This window comes from Mesorhizobium sp. C120A, assembly GCF_030323105.1.
GTDB lineage: Bacteria > Pseudomonadota > Alphaproteobacteria > Rhizobiales > Rhizobiaceae > Mesorhizobium.
The window spans coordinates 1,634,270-1,654,291 of sequence record NZ_CP100476.1 but is presented as its reverse complement, the minus strand read 5'-3'; the positions used below and the strand labels follow the sequence as shown (position 1 = coordinate 1,654,291).

The 20,022-nt window shown below is 62.5% G+C and carries 14 protein-coding genes; 4 read left to right on the top strand and 10 right to left on the bottom strand.

The window, feature by feature from the left end:
• The first annotated feature begins 8 nt into the window (after positions 1-8).
• Together NL532_RS08105 and amrB are read left to right on the top strand one after the other, a co-directional pair.
• A complete protein-coding gene (locus NL532_RS08105; RefSeq protein ID WP_031202703.1) occupies positions 9-3,032 on the top strand; it encodes a caspase family protein in 3,024 nt (1,007 codons plus the stop codon).
• A 174-nt stretch (positions 3,033-3,206) separates the two neighbouring features.
• A complete protein-coding gene (gene amrB, locus NL532_RS08100; protein WP_286488045.1) occupies positions 3,207-4,895 on the top strand; it encodes an AmmeMemoRadiSam system protein B in 1,689 nt (562 codons plus the stop codon).
• A 29-nt stretch (positions 4,896-4,924) separates the two neighbouring features.
• On the opposite strand, the gene NL532_RS08095 is transcribed toward amrB, so the two are convergent.
• A complete protein-coding gene (locus NL532_RS08095; protein ID WP_245270172.1) occupies positions 4,925-6,727 on the bottom strand; it encodes an MORN repeat-containing protein in 1,803 nt (600 codons plus the stop codon).
• A 188-nt stretch (positions 6,728-6,915) separates the two neighbouring features.
• Positions 6,916-7,995, bottom strand: coding sequence for a trypsin-like serine peptidase (locus NL532_RS08090; RefSeq protein ID WP_023828318.1), 1,080 nt, complete (start codon positions 7,993-7,995; stop codon positions 6,916-6,918).
• Between the two features lie 401 nt (positions 7,996-8,396).
• Between NL532_RS08090 and NL532_RS08085 the strand changes: the two genes are divergently transcribed.
• Entirely contained in the window at positions 8,397-9,488 is a 1,092-nt protein-coding gene (locus NL532_RS08085) for a S1 family serine peptidase (protein ID WP_023683034.1), read from the top strand.
• An 80-nt stretch (positions 9,489-9,568) separates the two neighbouring features.
• On the opposite strand, the gene mgrA is transcribed toward NL532_RS08085, so the two are convergent.
• The 7 genes from mgrA to NL532_RS08050 all read right to left on the bottom strand — a co-directional run bounded on the left by mgrA (position 9,569) and on the right by NL532_RS08050 (position 16,939).
• Positions 9,569-10,615, bottom strand: coding sequence for an L-glyceraldehyde 3-phosphate reductase (mgrA, locus tag NL532_RS08080; RefSeq protein ID WP_023828317.1), 1,047 nt, complete (start codon positions 10,613-10,615; stop codon positions 9,569-9,571).
• 57 nt (positions 10,616-10,672) lie between these two features.
• Positions 10,673-11,815: a Gfo/Idh/MocA family protein gene (locus NL532_RS08075; protein WP_023700131.1), complete on the bottom strand. Its 1,143-nt coding sequence runs from the start codon at positions 11,813-11,815 to the stop codon at positions 10,673-10,675.
• Between the two features lie 11 nt (positions 11,816-11,826).
• Positions 11,827-12,573, bottom strand: coding sequence for a sugar phosphate isomerase/epimerase family protein (locus NL532_RS08070; protein WP_023828316.1), 747 nt, complete (start codon positions 12,571-12,573; stop codon positions 11,827-11,829).
• Positions 12,574-12,691: 118 nt separating this feature from the next.
• The gene (locus tag NL532_RS08065) at positions 12,692-13,792 is read right to left on the bottom strand and encodes an ABC transporter ATP-binding protein (RefSeq protein WP_023704231.1); all 1,101 of its coding nucleotides are present in this window, start codon (positions 13,790-13,792) and stop codon (positions 12,692-12,694) included.
• Positions 13,793-13,797: 5 nt separating this feature from the next.
• Entirely contained in the window at positions 13,798-14,733 is a 936-nt protein-coding gene (locus tag NL532_RS08060; protein ID WP_023669802.1) for a carbohydrate ABC transporter permease, read from the bottom strand.
• Complete coding sequence (locus NL532_RS08055) at positions 14,726-15,619, bottom strand: carbohydrate ABC transporter permease (RefSeq protein ID WP_023683029.1); 894 nt, start codon at positions 15,617-15,619, stop codon at positions 14,726-14,728. The genes NL532_RS08060 and NL532_RS08055 overlap by 8 nt, the downstream gene beginning before the upstream one ends.
• Positions 15,620-15,700: 81 nt before the next feature.
• On the bottom strand, positions 15,701-16,939 hold the full coding sequence (locus NL532_RS08050) for an ABC transporter substrate-binding protein (protein WP_023804596.1): 1,239 nt from the start codon (positions 16,937-16,939) through the stop codon (positions 15,701-15,703).
• 392 nt (positions 16,940-17,331) lie between these two features.
• Between NL532_RS08050 and NL532_RS08045 the strand changes: the two genes are divergently transcribed.
• On the top strand, positions 17,332-18,375 hold the full coding sequence (locus NL532_RS08045) for a LacI family transcriptional regulator (protein WP_023828315.1): 1,044 nt from the start codon (positions 17,332-17,334) through the stop codon (positions 18,373-18,375).
• Between the two features lie 34 nt (positions 18,376-18,409).
• Here NL532_RS08045 and gnd read toward each other — a convergent pair whose 3' ends face one another.
• Entirely contained in the window at positions 18,410-19,837 is a 1,428-nt protein-coding gene (gene gnd / locus NL532_RS08040; RefSeq protein WP_023828314.1) for an NADP-dependent phosphogluconate dehydrogenase, read from the bottom strand.
• Positions 19,838-20,022: the final 185 nt, after the last annotated feature.

Here is a 20,022-nt window from a genome sequence, read left to right as displayed (position 1 = left end):
GCAACAAGGTGCCGGGCAGCTCCCATCCCTTGCGTGCTATCCGGTGGCTAATCCTGGTCGGTCTTCTCGCGTTAACGTCAACCGCCGGTGCCGAGGACCTCGATTTCCATCTCGATCTCAACACCGGCGGCCACAGCGCCAGGGTCACCGATCTTGCCTTCACGCCGGACGGCGAGGGACTGGTCTCGGCGTCCGATGACAAGACCATCCGCATCTGGGACTGGCAGAGCGGGGTGACGCTCCGCACCATTCGCGGCTATCTTGGCAATGGCAATGACGGCAAGGTCTTTGCGATTGCCGTGTCGCCGGATGGCAACACGATCGCCGCCGGCGGTTATTTCGGCGCCGGCATCGGCGACAAGCCCCCTTATGGCGATATCAGGCTGTTCGATTTCGCCACCGGCAAGATCAAAACCGTGCTCAAGGCCGCCGACTATGCCATCTATGATGTCGCCTTTTCACCCGACGGAAACACGCTCGCCGCCGGCGGTGGCGATGGTTTCGTCTACCTCTGGCGGGCGGACGACAAATCCGCGTCGGGCTGGACGCTGGCGGAAAAACTCGATGCCGATTCCTGGCGTGTCGAAAAGCTCGCTTTCGCCGCTGCGGGAACCCGGCTGGTGGCGACGACCACCGACAACGGCATAAGGCTCTGGGACATCGCCAAGTCAGAGGAAATCGCTTTGCCCGCCGAGGCCGAACCGCTGCGCGATGTCGGCGTCGCCGCACTCGCCGTGTCATTGGATGGCAGCCTGTTCGCCACCGGCAGCAAGGACGGCGACGTCCAGCTCTGGCAGGCCAGCACCGGCAAATTCGTCCGCGCCATGGCGAAGCAGGATTTCCAGATCGGCGCTCTGAGCTTCGCCACGGGTTCGCGGCTTGTTGCGTCATGCAGCTATCGCTGCGCCGACAAGCATCGCTCGGCGGTCTGGAATACCGACAGCGGCGAGCAACTGCTCGACTATAACGGCCATGACGGCACGGTCTTTGCTGGCGCCGGCAATGCCGACGGCTCGCTGGTGGCGACAGCCGGCGGCACCCGCAACGCCATCCAGGTCTGGAACCCCATGACCGGCGAGCGCAAGGCGCTGCTGCAAGGGGTCGGCGAACCGGTGACGGCGATCGGGATCGGTGCGGCGAGCAGCTCCATCGCTTGGGGCAACACCAACCCCTGCCCTGAACGCGTGTCCTGTCCCGAGCTGCAGGGCACGCTGGACAAGGTGCTGGCGCTACCGACGGCCGAGCGGTTCTTCGAGGACCCGGTGGCGTTTGCGGAACAGGGCGCCTATGCCCGCGCGGCACTCGCAGAGGGTGAGTGGTCGCTCCGTGCTGCCCCCGGCGGCAAGGACGGCCTGGAGAATGCCGTGCTCGAAATCGCGAGCGGCGGAAAGGTGATGCACAGCATCGAGAATTCCGCCACCAATGGCTTCGTCCATTCGGCTTACACGCTGATCGGCAATGGGCTTGGCCTGATCACCGGCGGCAGCGACGGCACGCTGTTGGAATACAAAACCGCGACCGCCGATGTATCGGGTGAATTCACCGGCCACACCGGCGAGATCAACGCCATGGTTGCCGCCGAGAAGGAAGGGCTGTTGGTCACCGGCAGCGCCGACCAGACCGTGCGGTTGTGGAATTTGAAGAGCCACAAACTGATAGTGTCGATGTTCTTCGCCGGCTCCGAATGGATCGCCTGGATGCCGCAGGGCTACTATTATTCCTCCGCCGATGGCGACAAGTTGATCGGCTGGCACGTCAATCAGGGCCGCGACCACGAAGGGCGTTTCATCAGCGCCGGCCAGCTGAAGAAATATCTCTGGAGCCCGGAAATGGTGCGCCGGGCCATCATCCTGCGTAGCGCCGAACAGGCGGTCCAGGAAATGCGCCCCGGCGTCGACCGCCAGCTGGAAAAGCTGCTCGAGCGCAAACCGCCGGAATTCGGCATCAAGCTTGCCGCCGACCAGAGCAACGTCCGCGAGGGCTATGTCGCCGTCGAGATTTCGGGCGCGCAGGAAGCCGGCGCCGATGTCGCCGGATTTTCGATCCTGTCGAACAGCCGCAATGTCGGCGATGTCACCGCTCGGTCAATCGATGGCGGCAAGAGCACCATCGTCGAAGTGCCGGTCGAGAATGGCGAAAATACCATTCGCATCACCGGCACCAACGAGTTCGGCTATCTGACCGAGCGCAGTGTCACAGCACTTGGCAGGAAAACCGAAAAGCCCGCCAACAAGGGCAAGCTCTACGTCGCCGTGATCGGCGTCGACAAATATCCTTTCCTCACCGATGCATGCGCCGGCCACGCCTGCGATCTGCGCTATCCCGTCGATGACGCCACCGAATTCCTCAAGGTGATCTCGCAGAAATCCGCGCCCTTGTTTTCGGCGATGGAGACGCTGGTTCTGGTCAACCGCGAAGCGCTGGATGAGGCGCCCGATTCCGGCAAGGACGTGTTCAAGGTCGCCAGCGCCGACACCATCCTGGAACCGGATTCCGACACGATCGACGACCAGCTCGCCGACTTTCTCGACAGACCCGGCGAGAACGACACCACCATCATTTTCGTCGCCGGTCACGGCATCAACATCGACGAAGATTATTATTTCATCCCCACGGACGGCCGCAAACAGGATGCCGACCGCTGGAAGCGCTCCTCGCTGGTCGACTGGGGCGACATCCAGAAATCGGTTGAGCGGGCCAAGGGCATGCGCTTCATGCTGCTCGACACCTGCCACGCCGCCAACGCCTTCAACCCGCGCCTGGAAAAAGACGCGCAGGACGCACGCATCGTCGTCTTCTCGGCCACCGCTGCCAACAACACCGCCGCCGAACTGCCCGAGCTCGGCCATGGCGTCTTCACCTATTCGATCCTCGAAGGCCTGCGCGGCCGGGCCAAGACCTCCGACGGCGGCGTGACGCTGTTCGGCCTCGCCGACTATATTTCGCGCGAAGTGCTGCGGCTGACCGCGTCCAAGCAGAAGCCGTTCTACTATGTCGGCGGCGTCGAGAACATTGTTTTGGCTGAGCCGTGAGAGGTTTGCGCCCAGGCACCCCCCTCTGTCCTGCCGGCCATCTCCCCCTCAAGGGGGAGATCAGCTGTCATCAGCGACTTCGCCAATTGTCAGCGTTTTAAACGAAGAGCCGGCGACCAAGCTGCCAATCTCCCCCCTTGAGGGGGAGATGTCCGGCAGGACAGAGGGGGCGCCTTGGCGCGGACCATCATTCTGCTGGTCTTTGCAGTTGCCTTCCTATTTCCGCTTCATGCATCCGCCGCCCCCATCACCTGCCCGCGGGGGGACACAAATTTCTCCTCCTTCTACGACGACCCCACGCTTTTCACCGATGCCATCGCCGCCGTCGCCAAACTTGCCCCCTCCAACCAACGCCTCACCGGCATCACAGTCCCCCACCACCTGCTCGTCGCAGATCTCGTCGCACTCGGTTTCCACGCCGCGTCCGGCTTCCGCTACAAGCGCATCGTCATCCTGTCGCCGGACCATTTCCACGAGACGCAGAAACTCTTCGCCACGACGCCGCGCGGTTTTGAAACAGTGCTCGGTCCAGTCCAGGCCGACACGGAAGCCGTGCACCTTCTGGAAGCGAACAGCGACATGGTCGAAGACTCCTGCCTGTTCGCCAGGGAGCATGGCGTGCAGGCGATGCTGCCTTTCCTGCATCACTATTTCCCCGAAGCTGAAATCGTGCCGGTGGCGATGTCGGTCAAAGCCAAGCGAGCCGACTGGGACCGGCTGGCGCAGGCGCTGAAAGCGATCGTCGACAAGGACACGCTGATCGTCGAATCCACCGATTTCTCCCACTATCTGCCGCAGCACGAAGCCAGGCGTTTCGACCAGCAGACGCTGAACATGCTCGCCGCCGGTTCGCTCGACGGCATCGCGGCGCTGCGCCAGCCGGATCACGCCGATTCGGTCGGTGCGCTCTATATCCAGACCAGGCTGCAGCGCGAACTGTTCGGTGCTGCGCCGCTGGTCGTCGCCAACGAGAACTCGCAGGCGCATTCAAGCGACTATGTCGAGCGCACCACCAGCTATGTCGTGGCGCTGTTCGGCGCCTTCGGCCCCGGCTTCAACAATCCTGCCCGTCCCGACGACAAGCTCTACTATTTCGCGGGCGACGTGAATTTCGGCCGCGCCATGAAGAAGATCCTGGTCCGCGACGGTGTTGCCGAGAAGATCGTCGAAAGCGTGCTGGCCCTGACCCGCTCGCGGCCGCTGATCGTCAATCTCGAAGGCGTGATCCTGCCCAACGTCCCTGAGGCGATCGACGACATGACGCTGGCCATGCCCGCAGACCTCGCCATCGACATGCTCAAGAAATTGCATGTCGCCGCTGTCAGCCTCGCCAACAATCACGCCTACGACCTCGGCCCGTCAGGCTATGCCGAGACGCTGGCCGCACTCGATGCGGCCGGCATCGCCCATTTCGGGCAGGGCGAGACGCTGGCGCTTGCCGATCTCGACCTGGTCGGGCTGACCGACATCGATACCAACGGCTCCAGGAACACCGACCTTCTGACGCCTGCTTTGCTCGACCGGCTGCTGCACGACAATGCCGAGCGGCCGGTGATTGCCTTCGTCCATTGGGGCCGCGAGTACAAGACGGAGCCGTCGCCGCGCGAGGAGATGCTTGCCGACCAGATGCGGCTGCGCGGTGTCACGGCAATCGTCGGCGGTCATCCACATGTATCGAGCGAGGCGATCCTGCCGCTCGGCGGCGGCGATGTTGCGGAGATCTATTCGCTCGGCAATTTCCTGTTCGACCAGAAAGCCGAACGATCGTCCGGGTCGATGCTGGAACTCAGGGTGTTCAGCCAGGGCACGATCTTTGCCCGGCTGATCCCATTGCCCAATTTTTTTGAGATGGGCTCGAAATGACGCGATTCCCGAAAGGACGTGACAGGACCTCAACAGCCTTGCAGATCTTCCGGCAGATAGCAGACCGCCGGCTTGGTGCTGGTTTCGAACAGCGACTGCTTCGGCCTGAAATAGAAGAACGTGGCCGGCTTGCTCTCGCGTGTGCTGCCATCGGCGAAATGGGCGGCGATGCTGAAGCGATGGATCGACGACATTGACGACCACATTTTCAGCCGTGCCGTGTAGGCGCTGAGATTCTTGTTGCCGCGCACCGGCATGGGGATGCTGTAATCGGTCTTGCCGATCGGAAATTCGATGTTCTGGTAGCGCAGCGCTTCGGGCGACGCGCCGCCGCCATCGCCGCATTCGGCGAGCGATTCTGGGACCTCGATGCTGACCAGCGAGACGATGACGCGAAACGGCTCGCTCTGCTGGTAGACGGCGCCCTGATCGTCCGCCCAGGAATAATCGAGCTTGCCAATCCCGGTCACGCTCATTTTCTCGACGCTGCCGCTGATGTAATCGGCAACGTCGCCGAACTTGACCTTGTTGGCCACCTGGGCGCGGCAGACATCCAGGCTGTCCCTTGACGGGCAGGTGAAGCGCTCGGTCTCGAGCGTGGTTGTGTCGACGCCGGCTTCAGTCAGCACGTCCTTGATCGAGACGTCGACGCCGTCGCCGAAAGTGCCGATGTCCTTCGTGAACGTGCGGCTCGGCTCGCCGGTCGCGTTGTCCTCCTCGTCGGTCCTGGTGAACTGGATCGACATCTTCATGTCTTTCACGTCGCCCCAGCCATTGTTGACGATCGAGAAGTCGGGGCGGAAGCCGACGCAGCCATAATGCTCGCTGATCGACAGCATCGGCTTGCGGTAGGCCTCGCTCGCGGCCACCTTCATTTCCAGGCTGTCGATCTTGACCCTCGACCGGTCGGTGGTCTTGAGGTCGACTTCGGCGAAGGCCGGCGCCGTCTCCCAGTCCATGCCTTCATAGACATTGCCGGTACGAATCTCTCCGGTGCCGTTCCAGGCATCATTGTACTGGTCCGACACCGGATAGATCGCGATGTCTTCGTCGCGCACGAGATGCTGGTACTGCATGTCGGCCTGCTGCGTCATGCGCTGGTCGACGGCAATGCCGATCTCGACCTTGTCGGCGGAACCGCCGCCGGTCTGCGCCTTGAGCAACCCGCCCACTCTGGCATCGGCCAGCACATCGGGGCGCGCACCGCCGATCTCCTTGCCCATCGCCCATTGCGACCAGTAGACGGTGCCGCCGGGCAACCGGGTGCGGCCCTTGCCGTCCTTCAGCCCATCGGCAAAAGAGCCGACGAATATCTTGCCTGTCTTCGTCTCCAGCCTGCCCTCGCCATTCGGCACACCGGCCCTGAATTGCCCTTCATAGCGATTGCCGTCGGCATCGACATGGATCGCATGGCCGTCGAGCTGGCCGGCGACCCAACGGCCGTCGAGAATCTCGCCTGAACGCAGCTCCAGCCGGCCTTGTCCATCGGGGCGGCCATTCCTGATCTCGCCGAAATAGCTGGAATAGATCGTCTTGGGGTCGTAGCTCGCCGAGCCGCGTACGCGCCAGACCAGCCTGCCCTTGCCGTTGACGGTGCCGTCGGCTGCGACGGTGCGGTCCGGCGACACGCCGGACGCCGGCTCCCAGGTGAAATCAAGACCCAATTCCGGGTGGGAATCCCAGACCCGTACATTCTTGCGCAGCACCGAACGTGTTTCGCTTTTATAGAGGATTTGCACCCGCTCGGCCCAGGCGCCATCGGGTGTGGCACCGCCTTGATCGGCCATAGCGGAAAAGCATGTCAGTGCGGCCAGCATGGATGCAGCCGCCATCGCTTTGACTCCGAAGATCATTCTTGCCCGCGCCATCTTACCCAACCCCTTGGATCGCCTAGCGTAAGCACCGCTGTAACACAGTGCAAGAGAGGTGTTTCGATACAAAAAAACCGGCGGCGGGAACGTCCCGCCGCCGGTTTGGTAGTGCTGGTTATCGCCGCTGTTTGCCGGCGAAAGATCGGGCCTTATTTGTACAGGCTGTTGATCCACGCCACGTTGGCAGCGTTCAGGCGCACCGCAGTGTTGGCGTTGGGGCTTTCGGCCACGTTCACGCCGGTGACGACGCGCTGCTTGGCGCCATTGTCGTAGGCGTAGACCGAGCTGCCGCTCGACCCCGGATAGGTGTCGCAGTCGTACTGGAAATACTCCGCGCCGACGTTTTCGGCTTTCACTTCGCAGGTCGCCTTCCACATCGTTCCCATCGGCTTGTCGCCGGGATAGCCAACGATGTTTGCGGTGAAATCGCCGAGGTTCTCATAGTTGGCATAACCCAGCCAGCCGAGATTGGTGCCGACATCCTGCTTCAGCGTAATGATGCCGAGGTCCCACGGAATGACCGAGCCGTAGTAACCCTGATAATTGTCGATGAAGCCCTGCAGGATATAGACGCTCTCGTAGCTGAAAGCGCCAAACGGTGCATCGTCGGCGGTGTTGCCGTTGAGCGACGGCACGAAGATGACGTCGTCGAGCCAAGCCTTGTCTTCATTGCTGTAGAGGCAATGCGCGGCGGTGAGCACCGTGCGCGGACCGATCAGGGTTCCCGAGCAGCTGCCATAACCGCTCTTGGCTTTGCCTTCGATATACCCGATCGCGGTGAACGGGTAGGTCTTGGTGTTCTTGATCTGCTCGCGATCGTCGGCCCCGAACACCTGGCGGCCGGCTTCGTCGCCGCCCGTCAATCCGGTCTTGTCGGCGTTCGGTGTGTTGGCGGGCGCGTTCAATTCCTTGATGACAAGGTCCTTCAGCGTCTCGCCTGCATCGATCTTGATGTCCTTGCCATCGGCGGAACGTCCGACGATGCCATAGGATTTGACCGCCGTGCCCTCGTCGGTCAGCGGCGCTGCCCGGCTGGCTTCATCTTCGGTCAGTTTCGGCGGCGCGATCGGCTTTGCACGGCCGGGCTGGTAGTCGCCCGTTCCGAGATCGCGCATGCTTTCGCCATTGCCGGCATTCGCTGAGCCGGGATCGGCGGCGAAGGCAGGCATCGCCCACAGTGCGGTGGATAGCAGTGCGGACGCAATGATAGTGCTTGTCAGTTTCGTCATGGTGAGACTCTCCCAAAAGTCAGCAAGGAGTGGAGCAAAATACAGAAATATTGTCGAGATCGTGGTGGAGTTAAAAAATTAGTTTGGTTACCCGCCCGTATCGGATCATCGGTCCGGGCGGCCTCGTTAAAGCCCTCCGCCAAACGCACCCGCGTCGATATACTGCCTAAAATAATCCAACATTGGCAATGACAAATCCCTTCCACGTAGCCCGTGGGGGCTATAGGGTTTGGGTGGGCTCTGCCCGATGGGGCACGATTAGCAAAAGTCGTATTTCGGTTTTATGACCGCGCGGATGTCGTTCGTTCTGGCAGAAGGCGATCGAGGTACCGGTACCGCTTCTGTTGGTTATGCGTCATGGCGGCATGGCTCGGCATTTTTCATCTCAGGAGGGTTTCAAGGTGAACATTATCCATCGGTTCAGGCCGCTTGCCGCTGCATCGCTGCTGGGCATCGCGGCCGCTTTCCCCGCTGTCGACGCGCTCTATGCAGCCGACGACGCCGCCAGGCCGGAAGCGGCGGTCTCGCCGATGCAGCGCGTCGCCGAATCCCGGGACAAGGCCAAGGCCGAGAATCCCGACGGGGCCGACCGCGTCTATGGCGGCAAGGAAGCCGACAAAGGGGCCTATCCGTTCCAGGTGGCGCTGCTGACCAGCGCCCGGCTGGACCCCAGCCCGGCCTCGCAGCCGAACGCGCAATTCTGCGGCGGCAGCCTGATTGCTCCGCAATGGGTGCTGACGGCGGCGCACTGCCTCAACGACAAGGGCCGGCCGATTTCGCCCGACACGGTGACCGTGCTGACCGGCGCCACCGATCTTACCGAAGGCAAGCGCTACAAGGTGGTCGAGGTCATCGTCAACGAGGGCTACAGCGAACAGACGCTGGACAATGATCTCGGCCTGCTCCGGCTGGCGGAGCCCGCCGATGCGCCGGTCATCAAGATCACCAATGAGCCGACGCCAGACAGCGGCAAGACCACGGTCATCGGCTGGGGCAAGATGCAGGACGGCACCTTCCCGACCGCGCTGATGGTGGCCGATCTCGATCTCGAGCCGAGCGCTGCCTGCAACAGCGGCATCAAGTCGATCTATGCGCATGACTTGAAGGCGGCACTTGGCGATCTCTCGCATCGGATGCGTTATTCGGAAAAGGGCATCGATGCCGCCGCCAATGCGATCGCCGCCGATATGTCGGATCCGCTGACCAAGAACATGATCTGCGCCGGCACCGACAGCGGCGAACGCGACGCCTGCAACGGCGACAGCGGCGGTCCGCTGTTCATGACCGGCGCCAACGGTCCGGTCCAGGTCGGCGTCGTCTCCTGGGGCGAAGGTCCGTCCGACGGCACCGCCGCTTGCGGCCACAAGAATGCCTATGGCATCTACACGCGATTGGCCAACTATACGGGTTGGATCGAAGCCAAGATGAAGACCCCGGCTCCGGCAGCCGCGGCGGCGCCCAAGGCCGGTCTCGGCACGGCCAAGAAGCCCTGAACGGGCCCGAAGCTTGATAAACGCAAAACGGCGGGATCTTTCCCGCCGTTTTGATTCATGTCCGGTGCCGGCTGTTCCGCTTACTTCCGCGGCGGGCCTTTGCGCTCGGCCGACGCCGCCCACAGATTGATGTCGGACTCGCGTGCGTAAGTGTCGATTTCGGCGAGCTCGGCATCGCTGAACTCGAGCACCTTGAGCGCGCCGACGCAGTCCTCGACCTGTTCGGGCCGGCTGGCGCCGATCAGCGCCGAGGTGACCCGGCCCTTGCGCAGCACCCAGGCCAGCGCCATCTGCGCCAGCGTCTGGCCACGCTTGCCGGCGATCGCGTTCAGCGCCTGGATGTTAGCGATGGTCTTTTCGTTGATGAAGGCGGGCCGCAGCGACTTGCCTTGGCTGGCGCGGCTACCCTCGGGGATGCCGCCGAGATATTTGTCGGTCAGCATGCCTTGCGCCAGCGGCGAGAACACGATCGATCCGACACCGAGCCCTTCCAGCGTATCGAGCAGTCCGTCCTCTTCGACCCAGCGGTTGAGCATCGAATAGCTCGGCTGATGGATGATGCAGGGCGTACCGAGCTGCTTCAATATGTCGGCGGCCTCGCGCGTGCGCTGCGAATTGTAGGACGAGATGCCGGCATAGAGCGCCTTGCCAGAACGCACCGCATGGTCGAGCGCGCCCATCGTTTCCTCAAGCGGCGTATCCGGATCGAAGCGGTGCGAATAGAAGATGTCGATATAGTCGAGCCCCATCCGCTTCAGGCTCTGGTCGAGGCTCGCCAGCACATATTTGCGGCTGCCCCATTCGCCGTAAGGCCCTGCCCACATCTCATAGCCGGCCTTGGTCGAGATGATCAGCTCGTCGCGATAACTGGCGAAGTCGGTGCGCAATATCTCGCCGAAGGCGATCTCGGCCGAGCCCGGCGGCGGGCCGTAATTGTTGGCAAGATCGAAATGGGTGATGCCGATATCGAAGGCCTTGCGCGCGATCGCCTGCTTGGTCTGGTGTGGCGTGTCGTTGCCGAAATTGTGCCACAGGCCGAGCGAGATCGCCGGCAGTTTCAGGCCGGATCGCCCGCACCTGTTGTAGAGCATTTTCTCATAGCGGTTTTCAGCCGGCTGCCAGCGCATGGGTACAGATCCTGGATTGTAAGGGTGTCGGCGCGAACGCGCCGACACCCTTCTACCTCATTTCTGCTTCGCCAACAGTCCTTTTGCGTCCTTGACGCCGAGTGCAGCTGGCCGCTCGCAGCTGGTCTGCATGGCGACGAACTTGCCGGTCTCGCCCGACCGCAACAGGCCGGTCATGACGTCGACGGCATGCAGCGCGAGCTCCATCGAGCAACGATGCGGCCGGCCCTCGGCGATCGCCAGCGCCATGTCGGCAAGGCCTGCTGTGCGGTAGTTGGCCATCATGCCCTGGCCGTGCATTTCGTTGGGCACGCCGAACGGATGCTGCCATTTCGGCAGTTTCTTCACCGGTTTTGCCGCCTCGGTTATGCGCACGTCGCCACCGAAGAAATTCGGATCCGGCACAAACACCGTGCCCGTTTCGCCATAGAGTTCCATCGGCGCATGACCATGCGCCCAGACGTCCCAGCTGGTGTTGAGCGTGACCACGGCGCCGTTCTCGAACTCCAGCAGGCCGTGGATCGTCGTCGGCGTGTTGACCGGGATTTTTTCGCCCGCGCGCGGTTTCGACGAGATCGTGCGTTCCTTGGCAGGCGTCGTCGCGAAGGCCGCCACCTGCTTCACCGGCCCGATCAGCTGGATCAGGTTGGTGATATAGTAAGGCCCGATGTCGAGCACCGGCCCGGCGCCCGGCTGGAAGAAGAAATCGGGATTGGGGTGCCAGTGCTCCATGCCGTGGCCCATCACATGACAGGTGCCGCTGGTGATCTTGCCGAGCGCGCCGGTGTCGATGAGGTTGCGCACCAGCTGGTGCGCGCCGCCGAGGAAAGTGTCCGGAGCCGAACCGATGCGCAGCCCTTTCTTCTCGGCCCGGCTCTTGAGGTCGAGGCCTTCCTTGACCGACAGCACGAACGGCTTTTCCGAATAGACGTGCTTGCCGGCATCGAGGATCTGCTTCGACACCCCGTAGTGCACCGCCGGGATGGTGAGGTTGACGATGATGTCGATCTCGTCATCCTTGAGCAGTTCTTCGACGGTCTCGGCGCGCAGCTTGAACTCCTTCGCCCGTGCCTTGGCCGCGTCCATGTTGATGTCGGCGCAGGCGCGCATCTCGATGCCGCGAAACAGAGGCGCCAGCGAGAAATACGCTTTCGAGATGTTGCCGCAGCCGATGACGCCGATACCCAGTTTCTTTGCCATGATGATTGTTCCTAGTAAGCCTTGACGGATGCGAGCGAGCGGCTGGCGAAGCGCTCGATGTCGTTGGGGTTGTCCTGTTCCATGACGTAATATTTGGCCGCGCTCTTCGCCCGAAGTGTCTTGATCAGGCCGGCCCAGTCGATGGTGCCGTGGCCGACATCCGCCCAGCCGTCCTCGTCAAGGCCTTCGCCTGACTTGGCCATGTCCTTGACATGGACGGCGCTGATGCGCTTGCCGTGCTTTTCGATCCACGGCAGCGGATCAACGCCGCCGCGGATTACCCAGGCGACGTCCATCTCCCAGCCGATGTCGGGCGCAGCCGACAGGATGTGATCCTGCGGCACCGAGCCGTCGGCGAGTGTCTTGAACTCGAAATCATGGTTGTGCCAGGCAAAGCCGTAGCCGGCTTTTTTTGCGGTCTCGCCGACCTTGGCCAGACGCTCGCCAAAGCCGCGCCAGCCGGCAGCGTCGGCCGGCCGCTGCTCGGCCAGCAGATAGGGACAGATGACGAGCGTGATGCCGAGTGCGTCGGCTGTTTTGCGTACGCCGTCGAAATCATTCTCCAGCGCATCGATCGAGAAATGTCCGGTCGGCATCGAAAGCCCGTTCTTGTCGAGTTCGGCGCGGAACGCCTTGGGGTCGTCATAGACGCCGCCGAAACCTTCGACTTCGTTGTAGCCGAGCTTACCAAGCATTTTCAGGATGCCGTCCCACGGCTGGAAATTGCGGGCGCTGTAGAGTTGGAATGACCAGTTCATCGTCTCTGTCCGTTTCTTGGGTGGTTAAGGCTTGGGGATGTTTTCGGGGGATCGTTTTCGCGAGATCGTTTTAGGGGGATCGTTCTTGGGAGGATGGTTTGCGGATGATTCTAGAGGGTCACAGGCGATTGCCGGTCGCAGCGTCGAACAGCGAGGCGCGCGCCGGATCGAAACCGAACTGGATCGGATCGCCGCTGCGCAGCGTCCGTTCCGCCTCGACGCGGAAGGAGAGGTTGCGGCCGGCAAGCTTGGTCCACACCAGCGTGTCGGAACCCATCGGCTCCACGATCTCGACCGAACCGCCGGCGGAAAACGGCATCGACTTCGCCGCGTCACCGAAAGCGATATGTTCAGGCCGGATGCCCAGCACGCAAGCGCCGGCCGGGCGCTCCGTGCCGTCAAAGGTATAGCGATCGAGCGGCACCGAAACACCGTCGGTCCTGAACACTGGAGCAGCATTGGCCTCCAGCTCCCCTTCGAGGAAATTCATCGCCGGCGAGCCGAGGAAGCCGGCGACAAACCGGTTGACCGGCCGGTTGTAGATCGTCTGCGGCGCGTCGAGCTGCTGGATGACGCCGCCGCGCATGACCGCGATACGGTCGGCCAGCGTCATCGCCTCGATCTGGTCGTGGGTGACGTAGATCATGGTGTTCTGCAGCTTGCGATGCAGAAGCTTGATTTCGACGCGCAGTTCCGAGCGCAGCTTGGCGTCGAGATTGGATAGTGGCTCGTCGAACAGGAAGACATCGACGTCGCGCACCAGCGCCCGCCCGATCGCCACGCGCTGGCGTTGGCCGCCGGACAAGGCCGCGGGCTTGCGCTGCAAAAGCGGCTCGATCTGCAGGATCTCGGCGGCGCGTGCGATGCGCTTGGCGATCTCATCCCTGGGCACGCCGGCAACGCGCAGGCCGAACGACAGGTTCTTCTCCACCGTCATTTGCGGATAAAGCGCATAGGACTGGAACACCATGCCGATGCCGCGATCCTTGGGCTCCTCCCAGGTGACGTTCTTGCCCTTGATGAAGATGCGGCCTTCGGAAATATCGAGCAGCCCGGCGATGCAGTTGAGCAAGGTCGACTTGCCGCAGCCCGAGGGACCGAGCAGCACGATGAACTCGCCCTCTGCGACCTCGAGATTGAGGGTCTGCAGCACCGATACAGAGCCGAAATTTAGGGACAGGTCCTGGATCGAAACGCTGGTGCCGTTGGCTGCCGTCATCGCCATCACCCTTTCACCGCACCGGCGGCGATGCCGCGCACGAAAAGCTTGCCGGAAATGAAGTATACGATGAGTGGCACAAGGCCGGTCAGGATGGTGGCGGCCATGTTGACGTTGTACTCCTTCACGCCTTGCACCGAATTGACGATGTTGTTGAGCTGCACCGTCATCGGATAGGTGTCGGGGCGGGTGTAGACGACGCCGAACAGGAAGTCGTTCCAGATGCCGGTCACCTGCAGGATGATGGCGACGACGAAGATCGGCAGCGACATCGGCGCCATGATCCGCAGGAAGATGCCCCAGAAGCCGGCGCCGTCGACCCGTGCCGCCCTGAACAGCTCTTCCGGCATCGAGGCAAAATAGTTGCGGAACAAAAGCGTGAGGATCGGCATGCCGAATATGGAATGGACGATCACCAGGCCGCTGAGGCTGCCGTAGAGGCCGATCTCGCGCAGGATGATGACGATCGGATAGATCATCACCTGATAAGGGATGAAGGCGCCGACGATCAGGATGACGAAGAATGTGTCGGCGCCCTTGAAGCGCCAGTTGGCCAGCGCATAGCCGTTCACCGAGGCGATCGCGATCGACAGCAGCACTGACGGCACAGTGATGCGCACCGAATTCCAGAAGCCCCGCGAAAGCCCGTCGCAATTGAGGCCGGTGCAGGCCGTCGCCCACGCCTTCACCCACGGTTCGAACGTGATTTCGAGCGGCGGCGAGAAGATATTGCCCATCCGTATCTCGGGCATGCCCTTAAGCGAGGTGACCACCATCACGTAGAGCGGCAGCAGATAGTAGACCGCCACCACGATCAGCGTGCCATAGAGGAAGATATTGCGGCGCGAGAAGACATGCCGCGGCTTCGGCCCGCGCGGCCCGGAGGCTTCGCGCTCGGCGGCACCCGCGCTGGCGGGCAAAGGGACGGCCGGGTCAGCCACGCTTCCTGCCTCCAAATTCAAGGTAGGCCCACGGCACGACGACGATCACCACCGAGAGCAGCATCATGGTCGAGGCGGCAAAGCCCTGGCCAAGATTCTGTGCGAAGAACATGTAGTCATAGACATATTTGGCCGGCACTTCGGAGGCGATTCCGGGGCCGCCGCTGGTCTGGGCGACAACGAGGTCGTAGACCTTGACGATGCCCGACGCGATGATGACCAGCGTGGTGATGAAAACCGGCCGCATCATCGGGATGACGATGAACAGATAGGTCTTCCACATCGGGATCCCGTCTACCCGCGCTGCCTTCCAGATGTCCTCGTCGATGCCGCGCAGGCCGGCCAGCATCAGGCACATGATGAGCCCGGTGCCTTGCCACAGCGCCGCAATCGAAATGCCGTAGATGACGATGCTGGAATTGTAGAGCGGGTCGAAGTTGAAGCTCGTCCAGCCGAGGTCCCGCACCACATGCTGGATGCCGAAATCCGGATTGAGCAGCCACTGCCAGACCAGGCCGGTGACGATGAAGGAAAGCGCGAACGGATAGAGGAAGATGGTGCGGAACGTGTCCTCGAAACGGATCTTCTGGTCGAGAAGCGCTGCAAGCAGGAAGCCGATGACCAGTGAGAACACGAGCGAGATCGCGCCGTAGATCAAAAGGTTCTCGATCGAGATCAGCCAGCGCGGCGTCGCCCACAGCCGGTAATACTGATCGAGCCCGGCGAAATTCAGCCGTGGCAGCAGCTTCGAATTGGTAAAGGAATAGAACACCGTCCAGACGGTGCCGCCGACGAAAACCACCGACGCGGTGAGGATCATCGGGATCGAGGCGACCTTCGCATTGATGTTGCGGAACAGCGGGTTGGGGCGTTCGCTCTTGCTCATCTCGTCAGCCGGCTGGGTAAGGGCGGTGCGATCCCGGCCCTGCTTTCGCAAGGCCGGGAGCGAGGTGTATTGCCTCCAACGTCAGTCTGCCGAAGCGATGAGGTCGGCGAAGCGCTTCTGCGCGTCTTCGATGGTCAGGTCCGGCTTGGCGAAGAATTCGGCGAAGAGATCTTCCTTCTGCTTCTGGGTATCCTGCGAAAGCAGTTGGTCCGTCCACGGGATGACGGCGCCCTTGGCGAGGATGGCCAGACCCTTCTTCATGCAGTCGTTCGCCGCATTGAGATCGACGTCACCGCGCACCGGCAGCGAGCCCTTCTTGAGATTGAAGGCGACCTGAGTCTTAGGGTCGAGCAGCGTCTCTGCCAACACCTCCTGCGCCTTGGACTTGTCGGCATCCTTGAGCAGCGGGAAATAGAAGGCGTCGCCGCCGGTGGCGATAACTTCGTTCAGACCGAGGCCCGGCAGGCAGGCATAGTCCTTGCCGGCGACCTTGCCGGCAACCTGGAACTCGCCTTGCGCCCAGTCACCCATGATCTGGCCGCCGGCCTTGCCGGTGATGACCAGATTGGTCGCCTGGTTCCAGTCCTGCACATTGGTGTTCTTCGCCATCTTGCGGGCATCGTCGGCGGCCTTGAAGACCTTGGCGATCTCGGGCCCAGCGGCGAACTTGGCGTCCTTGTCCTTGTAGACCTTGAGGAATGCATCGGTGCCGCCGACCGCCGCCAGCAGCACATCGAAGGCGCCGGAAGATTGCCAGGCCTGTCCGCCGACAGCGAGCGGGATGATGCCCGCCTTTTCCAGGGCGGGTGCTGCCGCCACGAATTCATTCCAGTCCTTCGGCAGCGGCACGCCGGCCTTCTCGAAGGCTTCGTTCGACAGCCACAACCACTGCCAGGAGTGGATATTGACCGGCACGCAGTAGATCTTGCCGTCTATGGTGCAACTGTCGAGCAGGCTCTTCGGCCGCACGATTTCCGTCCACTTGCCCTTGGTGGCGACATCGGTGAGGTCGCGCATCAGGCCGGCCTGCACCAGTTCTTCGGCCTGCCGGCCGTGATTGAACTGGGTGGCGCCCATCGGATCGCCGCCGGTGATGCGGCTGATCATGATCGGCCGTGCCGTGCCGCCGGATCCGGCAATGGCGCCGTCGACCCAGTGATTGCCGGTCGCGTCGAAGGCCTTGGCGAATTCCGCAACCGCCGCCGCCTCGCCGCCCGAAGTCCACCAATGGGTCACTTCCAGGTCGGTGGCGGCCGCCGGGTCGGCAAGCTGAAGCGCGGCCGTCGCGGCAAGGGCAGCGGTCAAAAGTCTATAGCGCATTTCGGTTCCTCCCAGAATCTGAAACGTTACAGATTTTCGATACGGCAATTATGCGGTGCGTGCAACCCCTGAGATAAACGCGCTCGAATGTTTTTTCGAGGCGCGAACAAATTCGTTGCGTGCAAACCGGCAAACTCCGCGCAAAACCGGGTGCTGCGCTGCAAAATCATGCTGCAGCGCAAGAAAACCGTCTCGAACCTGATTGTCGCGCAACGTTTCTGGCCGCCAAAACCCTGCCAAAACCATGGCTTGAGAGACCCACGCGCTGCGATGTTGGAAATCTGTAACGTTTCAGTATATTGAGGCCTGACGGCGAAGAACCGTGCCACATCGTCATCGAAGCGATTGTCGGCTGGTCCGGCGGCTGCTATGCGCCTGACGGGGCGGGACGAATGGACAGGGACCAGACGGAGAAGGACGACGAGGCGTCGGCGCATGAGCGGCCGACGCTGAAAACGCTTGCCTTCATGACCGGGCTCGGCGTCACCACCGTCTCGCGCGCGCTCAAGGATGCACCCGAGATCGGCGCCGAGACCAGGCGGCGGGTTCAACTCGTCGCCAGGCAGATCGGCTACCGGCCGAACCGCGCCGGCGTGCGCCTGCGGACTGGCAAGACCAATGTTATCAGCCTCGTGCTCAATACCGAGCGCGAGATCATGAGCTTTGTCTCGGACATCATCTACGGCGTCTCGGAGGTCATTGCCGACACACCCTATCACCTGATCGTCACGCCCTACTCGCGCTCGCAGGATCCGCTGGACCCGGTAAAGTATCTGGTCGAGTCCGGCTCGGCCGATGGCGTCATCATCTCACGCACGCAGCCCAACGATCCGCGCGCCCGCTACATGCTGGAGCGTGGCATACCCTTTGCCACGCATGGCCGCACCGATATGGGGCTTGTCCACCCCTATCACGACTTCGACAATTACGCCTTCGCCGCCGAAGCGGTGCGCCATCTGGCCAGCGTCGGCCGGCACCGGCTGGCGCTGGTAGCGCCGCCGGTCGGGCTCACCTATTACGACCACACGGTCAATGGCTTTGCCGACGCACTGAGCGAGGTCGACGCCAGCGAAGTGCCGTTCAACGCTGTTTCGATCGACCAGTCGATCGATCAGATCAGGACGCGGACCGCGCAGTTGATGCGCCGCGACGTCAGGCCGGACGGTTTCGTCAGCAGCGCCGCCGCAGCAACGCTGGCCATCGTCGCCGGCATCGAGGATGCCGGCCTGAAACTCGGCCGCGACGTCGATGTCGTGTCCAAGCAATCGTCGGAACTGCTGCATCTGTTCCGCCGGGAGTTGCTGATCGTCAACGAAGATTTCCGCCTCGCCGGCACCGAGCTTGCCCGCGCCGTGCTGGGCTGGATAGGCGGCGCGGCACCTGGCTCTTTGCAGACTGTGGTCAAGCCGGGCGACGTCGTCGCGTATCAGGGCTGACTGGCACGACCTGAGAGGTCCGCCTCACCTGACCCTATCCGGCCGCTCCACTTCCCCATGGCCCATGGAAAGCGCCCTGCTCGCCGATCCGCTCGAAGCCATGCGCGCCGAAGAAGTCGCGCTGCGCCTGGATCAGGTTCGAGGTGCCGCGGCCCTGGCGGTAGCTGTCGAAATAGGCAAGCGCCGACGCCAGCGCCGGCACGGGCGAACCGGCCTCCGACGCTCTTGCGACGATGCGCCGGAGCGACGGATGCGCCTCCTGCATCATGGTGGTGAAAGCCGGCGCCATCAAAAGGTTGGTGGACGCGCCGCCCGAGCCGAAGGCTTCCGCCATGGTGTCGAGCATCTGCGAGCGGATAATACAGCCGGCACGCCAGATCTTGGCGATGGTCGGCATCGGCAAGTTCCAGTTGAACTCCTTCGAGGCGGCGCTCATCACCGCGAAACCTTGTGCATAGGCGGCGATCTTGCCGGCGAGCAGCGCCAGCTCCAGGTCTTTCAGAAGTGCCGCCTTGTCGCCGGAGATCTTGGTGACGCCGATATTGCCATAGGCTTTTTCGGCCGCCTGCCGCTCATCCTTGATCGAGGACAGCACGCGGGCCGCCACCGCCGCCTCGATGGCCGTCGCCGGAATGCCGAGCTGCTGCGCCTCGATGACAGACCATTTGCCGGTGCCCTTCTGGCCGGCACGGTCGAGGATGATGTCGACCACCGGCTTGCCGGTCTTTGCATCGTCGGCGGCCAGCACCTTGGCGGTGATCTCGATCAGATACGAATCGAGCCGGCCCTTGTTCCAGTCCTCGAAGACCTTGCCGATCTCCTTCGGCCCCATGCCGAGACCGTCACGCAGGATACCGTAGATCTCGGCGATCATCTGCATGTCGGCATATTCGATGCCGTTGTGGATGGTTTTCACGAAATGCCCGGCGCCGTCTGTGCCGAGCCAGGCAGCGCACGGTTCATCCTTGAACTTGGCCGAGATCGCGGTCAGCACGCGTTCGACGCGCTTCCAAGAGTCTTCGGTGCCGCCGACCATGATCGACGGCCCGTGGCGCGCGCCTTCCTCGCCGCCGGATACGCCCATGCCGATGAAGGTGAGACCCGAGCCCGACAGTTCCGAAAAGCGCCGCATCGTATCGCGGAAATTGGCGTTGCCGGCATCGATGACGATATCGTTGTCAGACAACACGCCGCGCAGCGCTTCGATCTGTTCGTCGACCGGCTTGCCGGCCAGCACCATGATGATGACCGGGCGCGGCGGCTTGATCGCAGCTGCCAGTTCCTCCAGGCTGTAGCAGGGCACCACCATGTCCCTGAGCGAACCGGCGCCTTCGAGGAAGGCATCGGTGCGCGCCTTGGTGCGGTTGAAGACGGCGATGCGGTGCCCGTGCTCGGCAATGTTGAGCGCGAGGTTGGAGCCCATTGTGCCAAGGCCGATCAGGCCGATTTCGGCTTTTTCCATCGTTTCTTCCCTGCTTTCGGATTTTGTTGAGGCCGCGTTTTTCGGGATGCCCATTTTTCGGCGAGATGATTGACGGGCCTTTCGCGCCACGTCAACCGCCTCGCCGAATTGTGTTGCGTCTGCGTTGTGTCAGACCGAGTCAGGAAGGGTCAGTTGGTGACCAGGCGACGCCTTGCCGATCGAAC

What these genes read in the sequence shown, in the direction of transcription:
- NL532_RS08075 (WP_023700131.1), bottom strand. Translation starts at nt 11,815, where the DNA reads ATGGCAAAGAAACTGGGTATCGGCGTCATCGGCTGCGGCAACATCTCG.
- NL532_RS08055 (WP_023683029.1), bottom strand. Translation starts at nt 15,619, where the DNA reads ATGAGCAAGAGCGAACGCCCCAACCCGCTGTTCCGCAACATCAATGCG.
- NL532_RS08090 (WP_023828318.1), bottom strand. Translation starts at nt 7,995, where the DNA reads ATGACGAAACTGACAAGCACTATCATTGCGTCCGCACTGCTATCCACC.
- mgrA (WP_023828317.1), bottom strand. Translation starts at nt 10,615, where the DNA reads ATGCGCTGGCAGCCGGCTGAAAACCGCTATGAGAAAATGCTCTACAAC.
- NL532_RS08045 (WP_023828315.1), top strand. Translation starts at nt 17,332, where the DNA reads ATGGACAGGGACCAGACGGAGAAGGACGACGAGGCGTCGGCGCATGAG.
- gnd (WP_023828314.1), bottom strand. Translation starts at nt 19,837, where the DNA reads ATGGAAAAAGCCGAAATCGGCCTGATCGGCCTTGGCACAATGGGCTCC.
- NL532_RS08065 (WP_023704231.1), bottom strand. Translation starts at nt 13,792, where the DNA reads ATGACGGCAGCCAACGGCACCAGCGTTTCGATCCAGGACCTGTCCCTA.
- NL532_RS08095 (WP_245270172.1), bottom strand. Translation starts at nt 6,727, where the DNA reads ATGGCGGCTGCATCCATGCTGGCCGCACTGACATGCTTTTCCGCTATG.
- NL532_RS08070 (WP_023828316.1), bottom strand. Translation starts at nt 12,573, where the DNA reads ATGAACTGGTCATTCCAACTCTACAGCGCCCGCAATTTCCAGCCGTGG.
- NL532_RS08050 (WP_023804596.1), bottom strand. Translation starts at nt 16,939, where the DNA reads ATGCGCTATAGACTTTTGACCGCTGCCCTTGCCGCGACGGCCGCGCTT.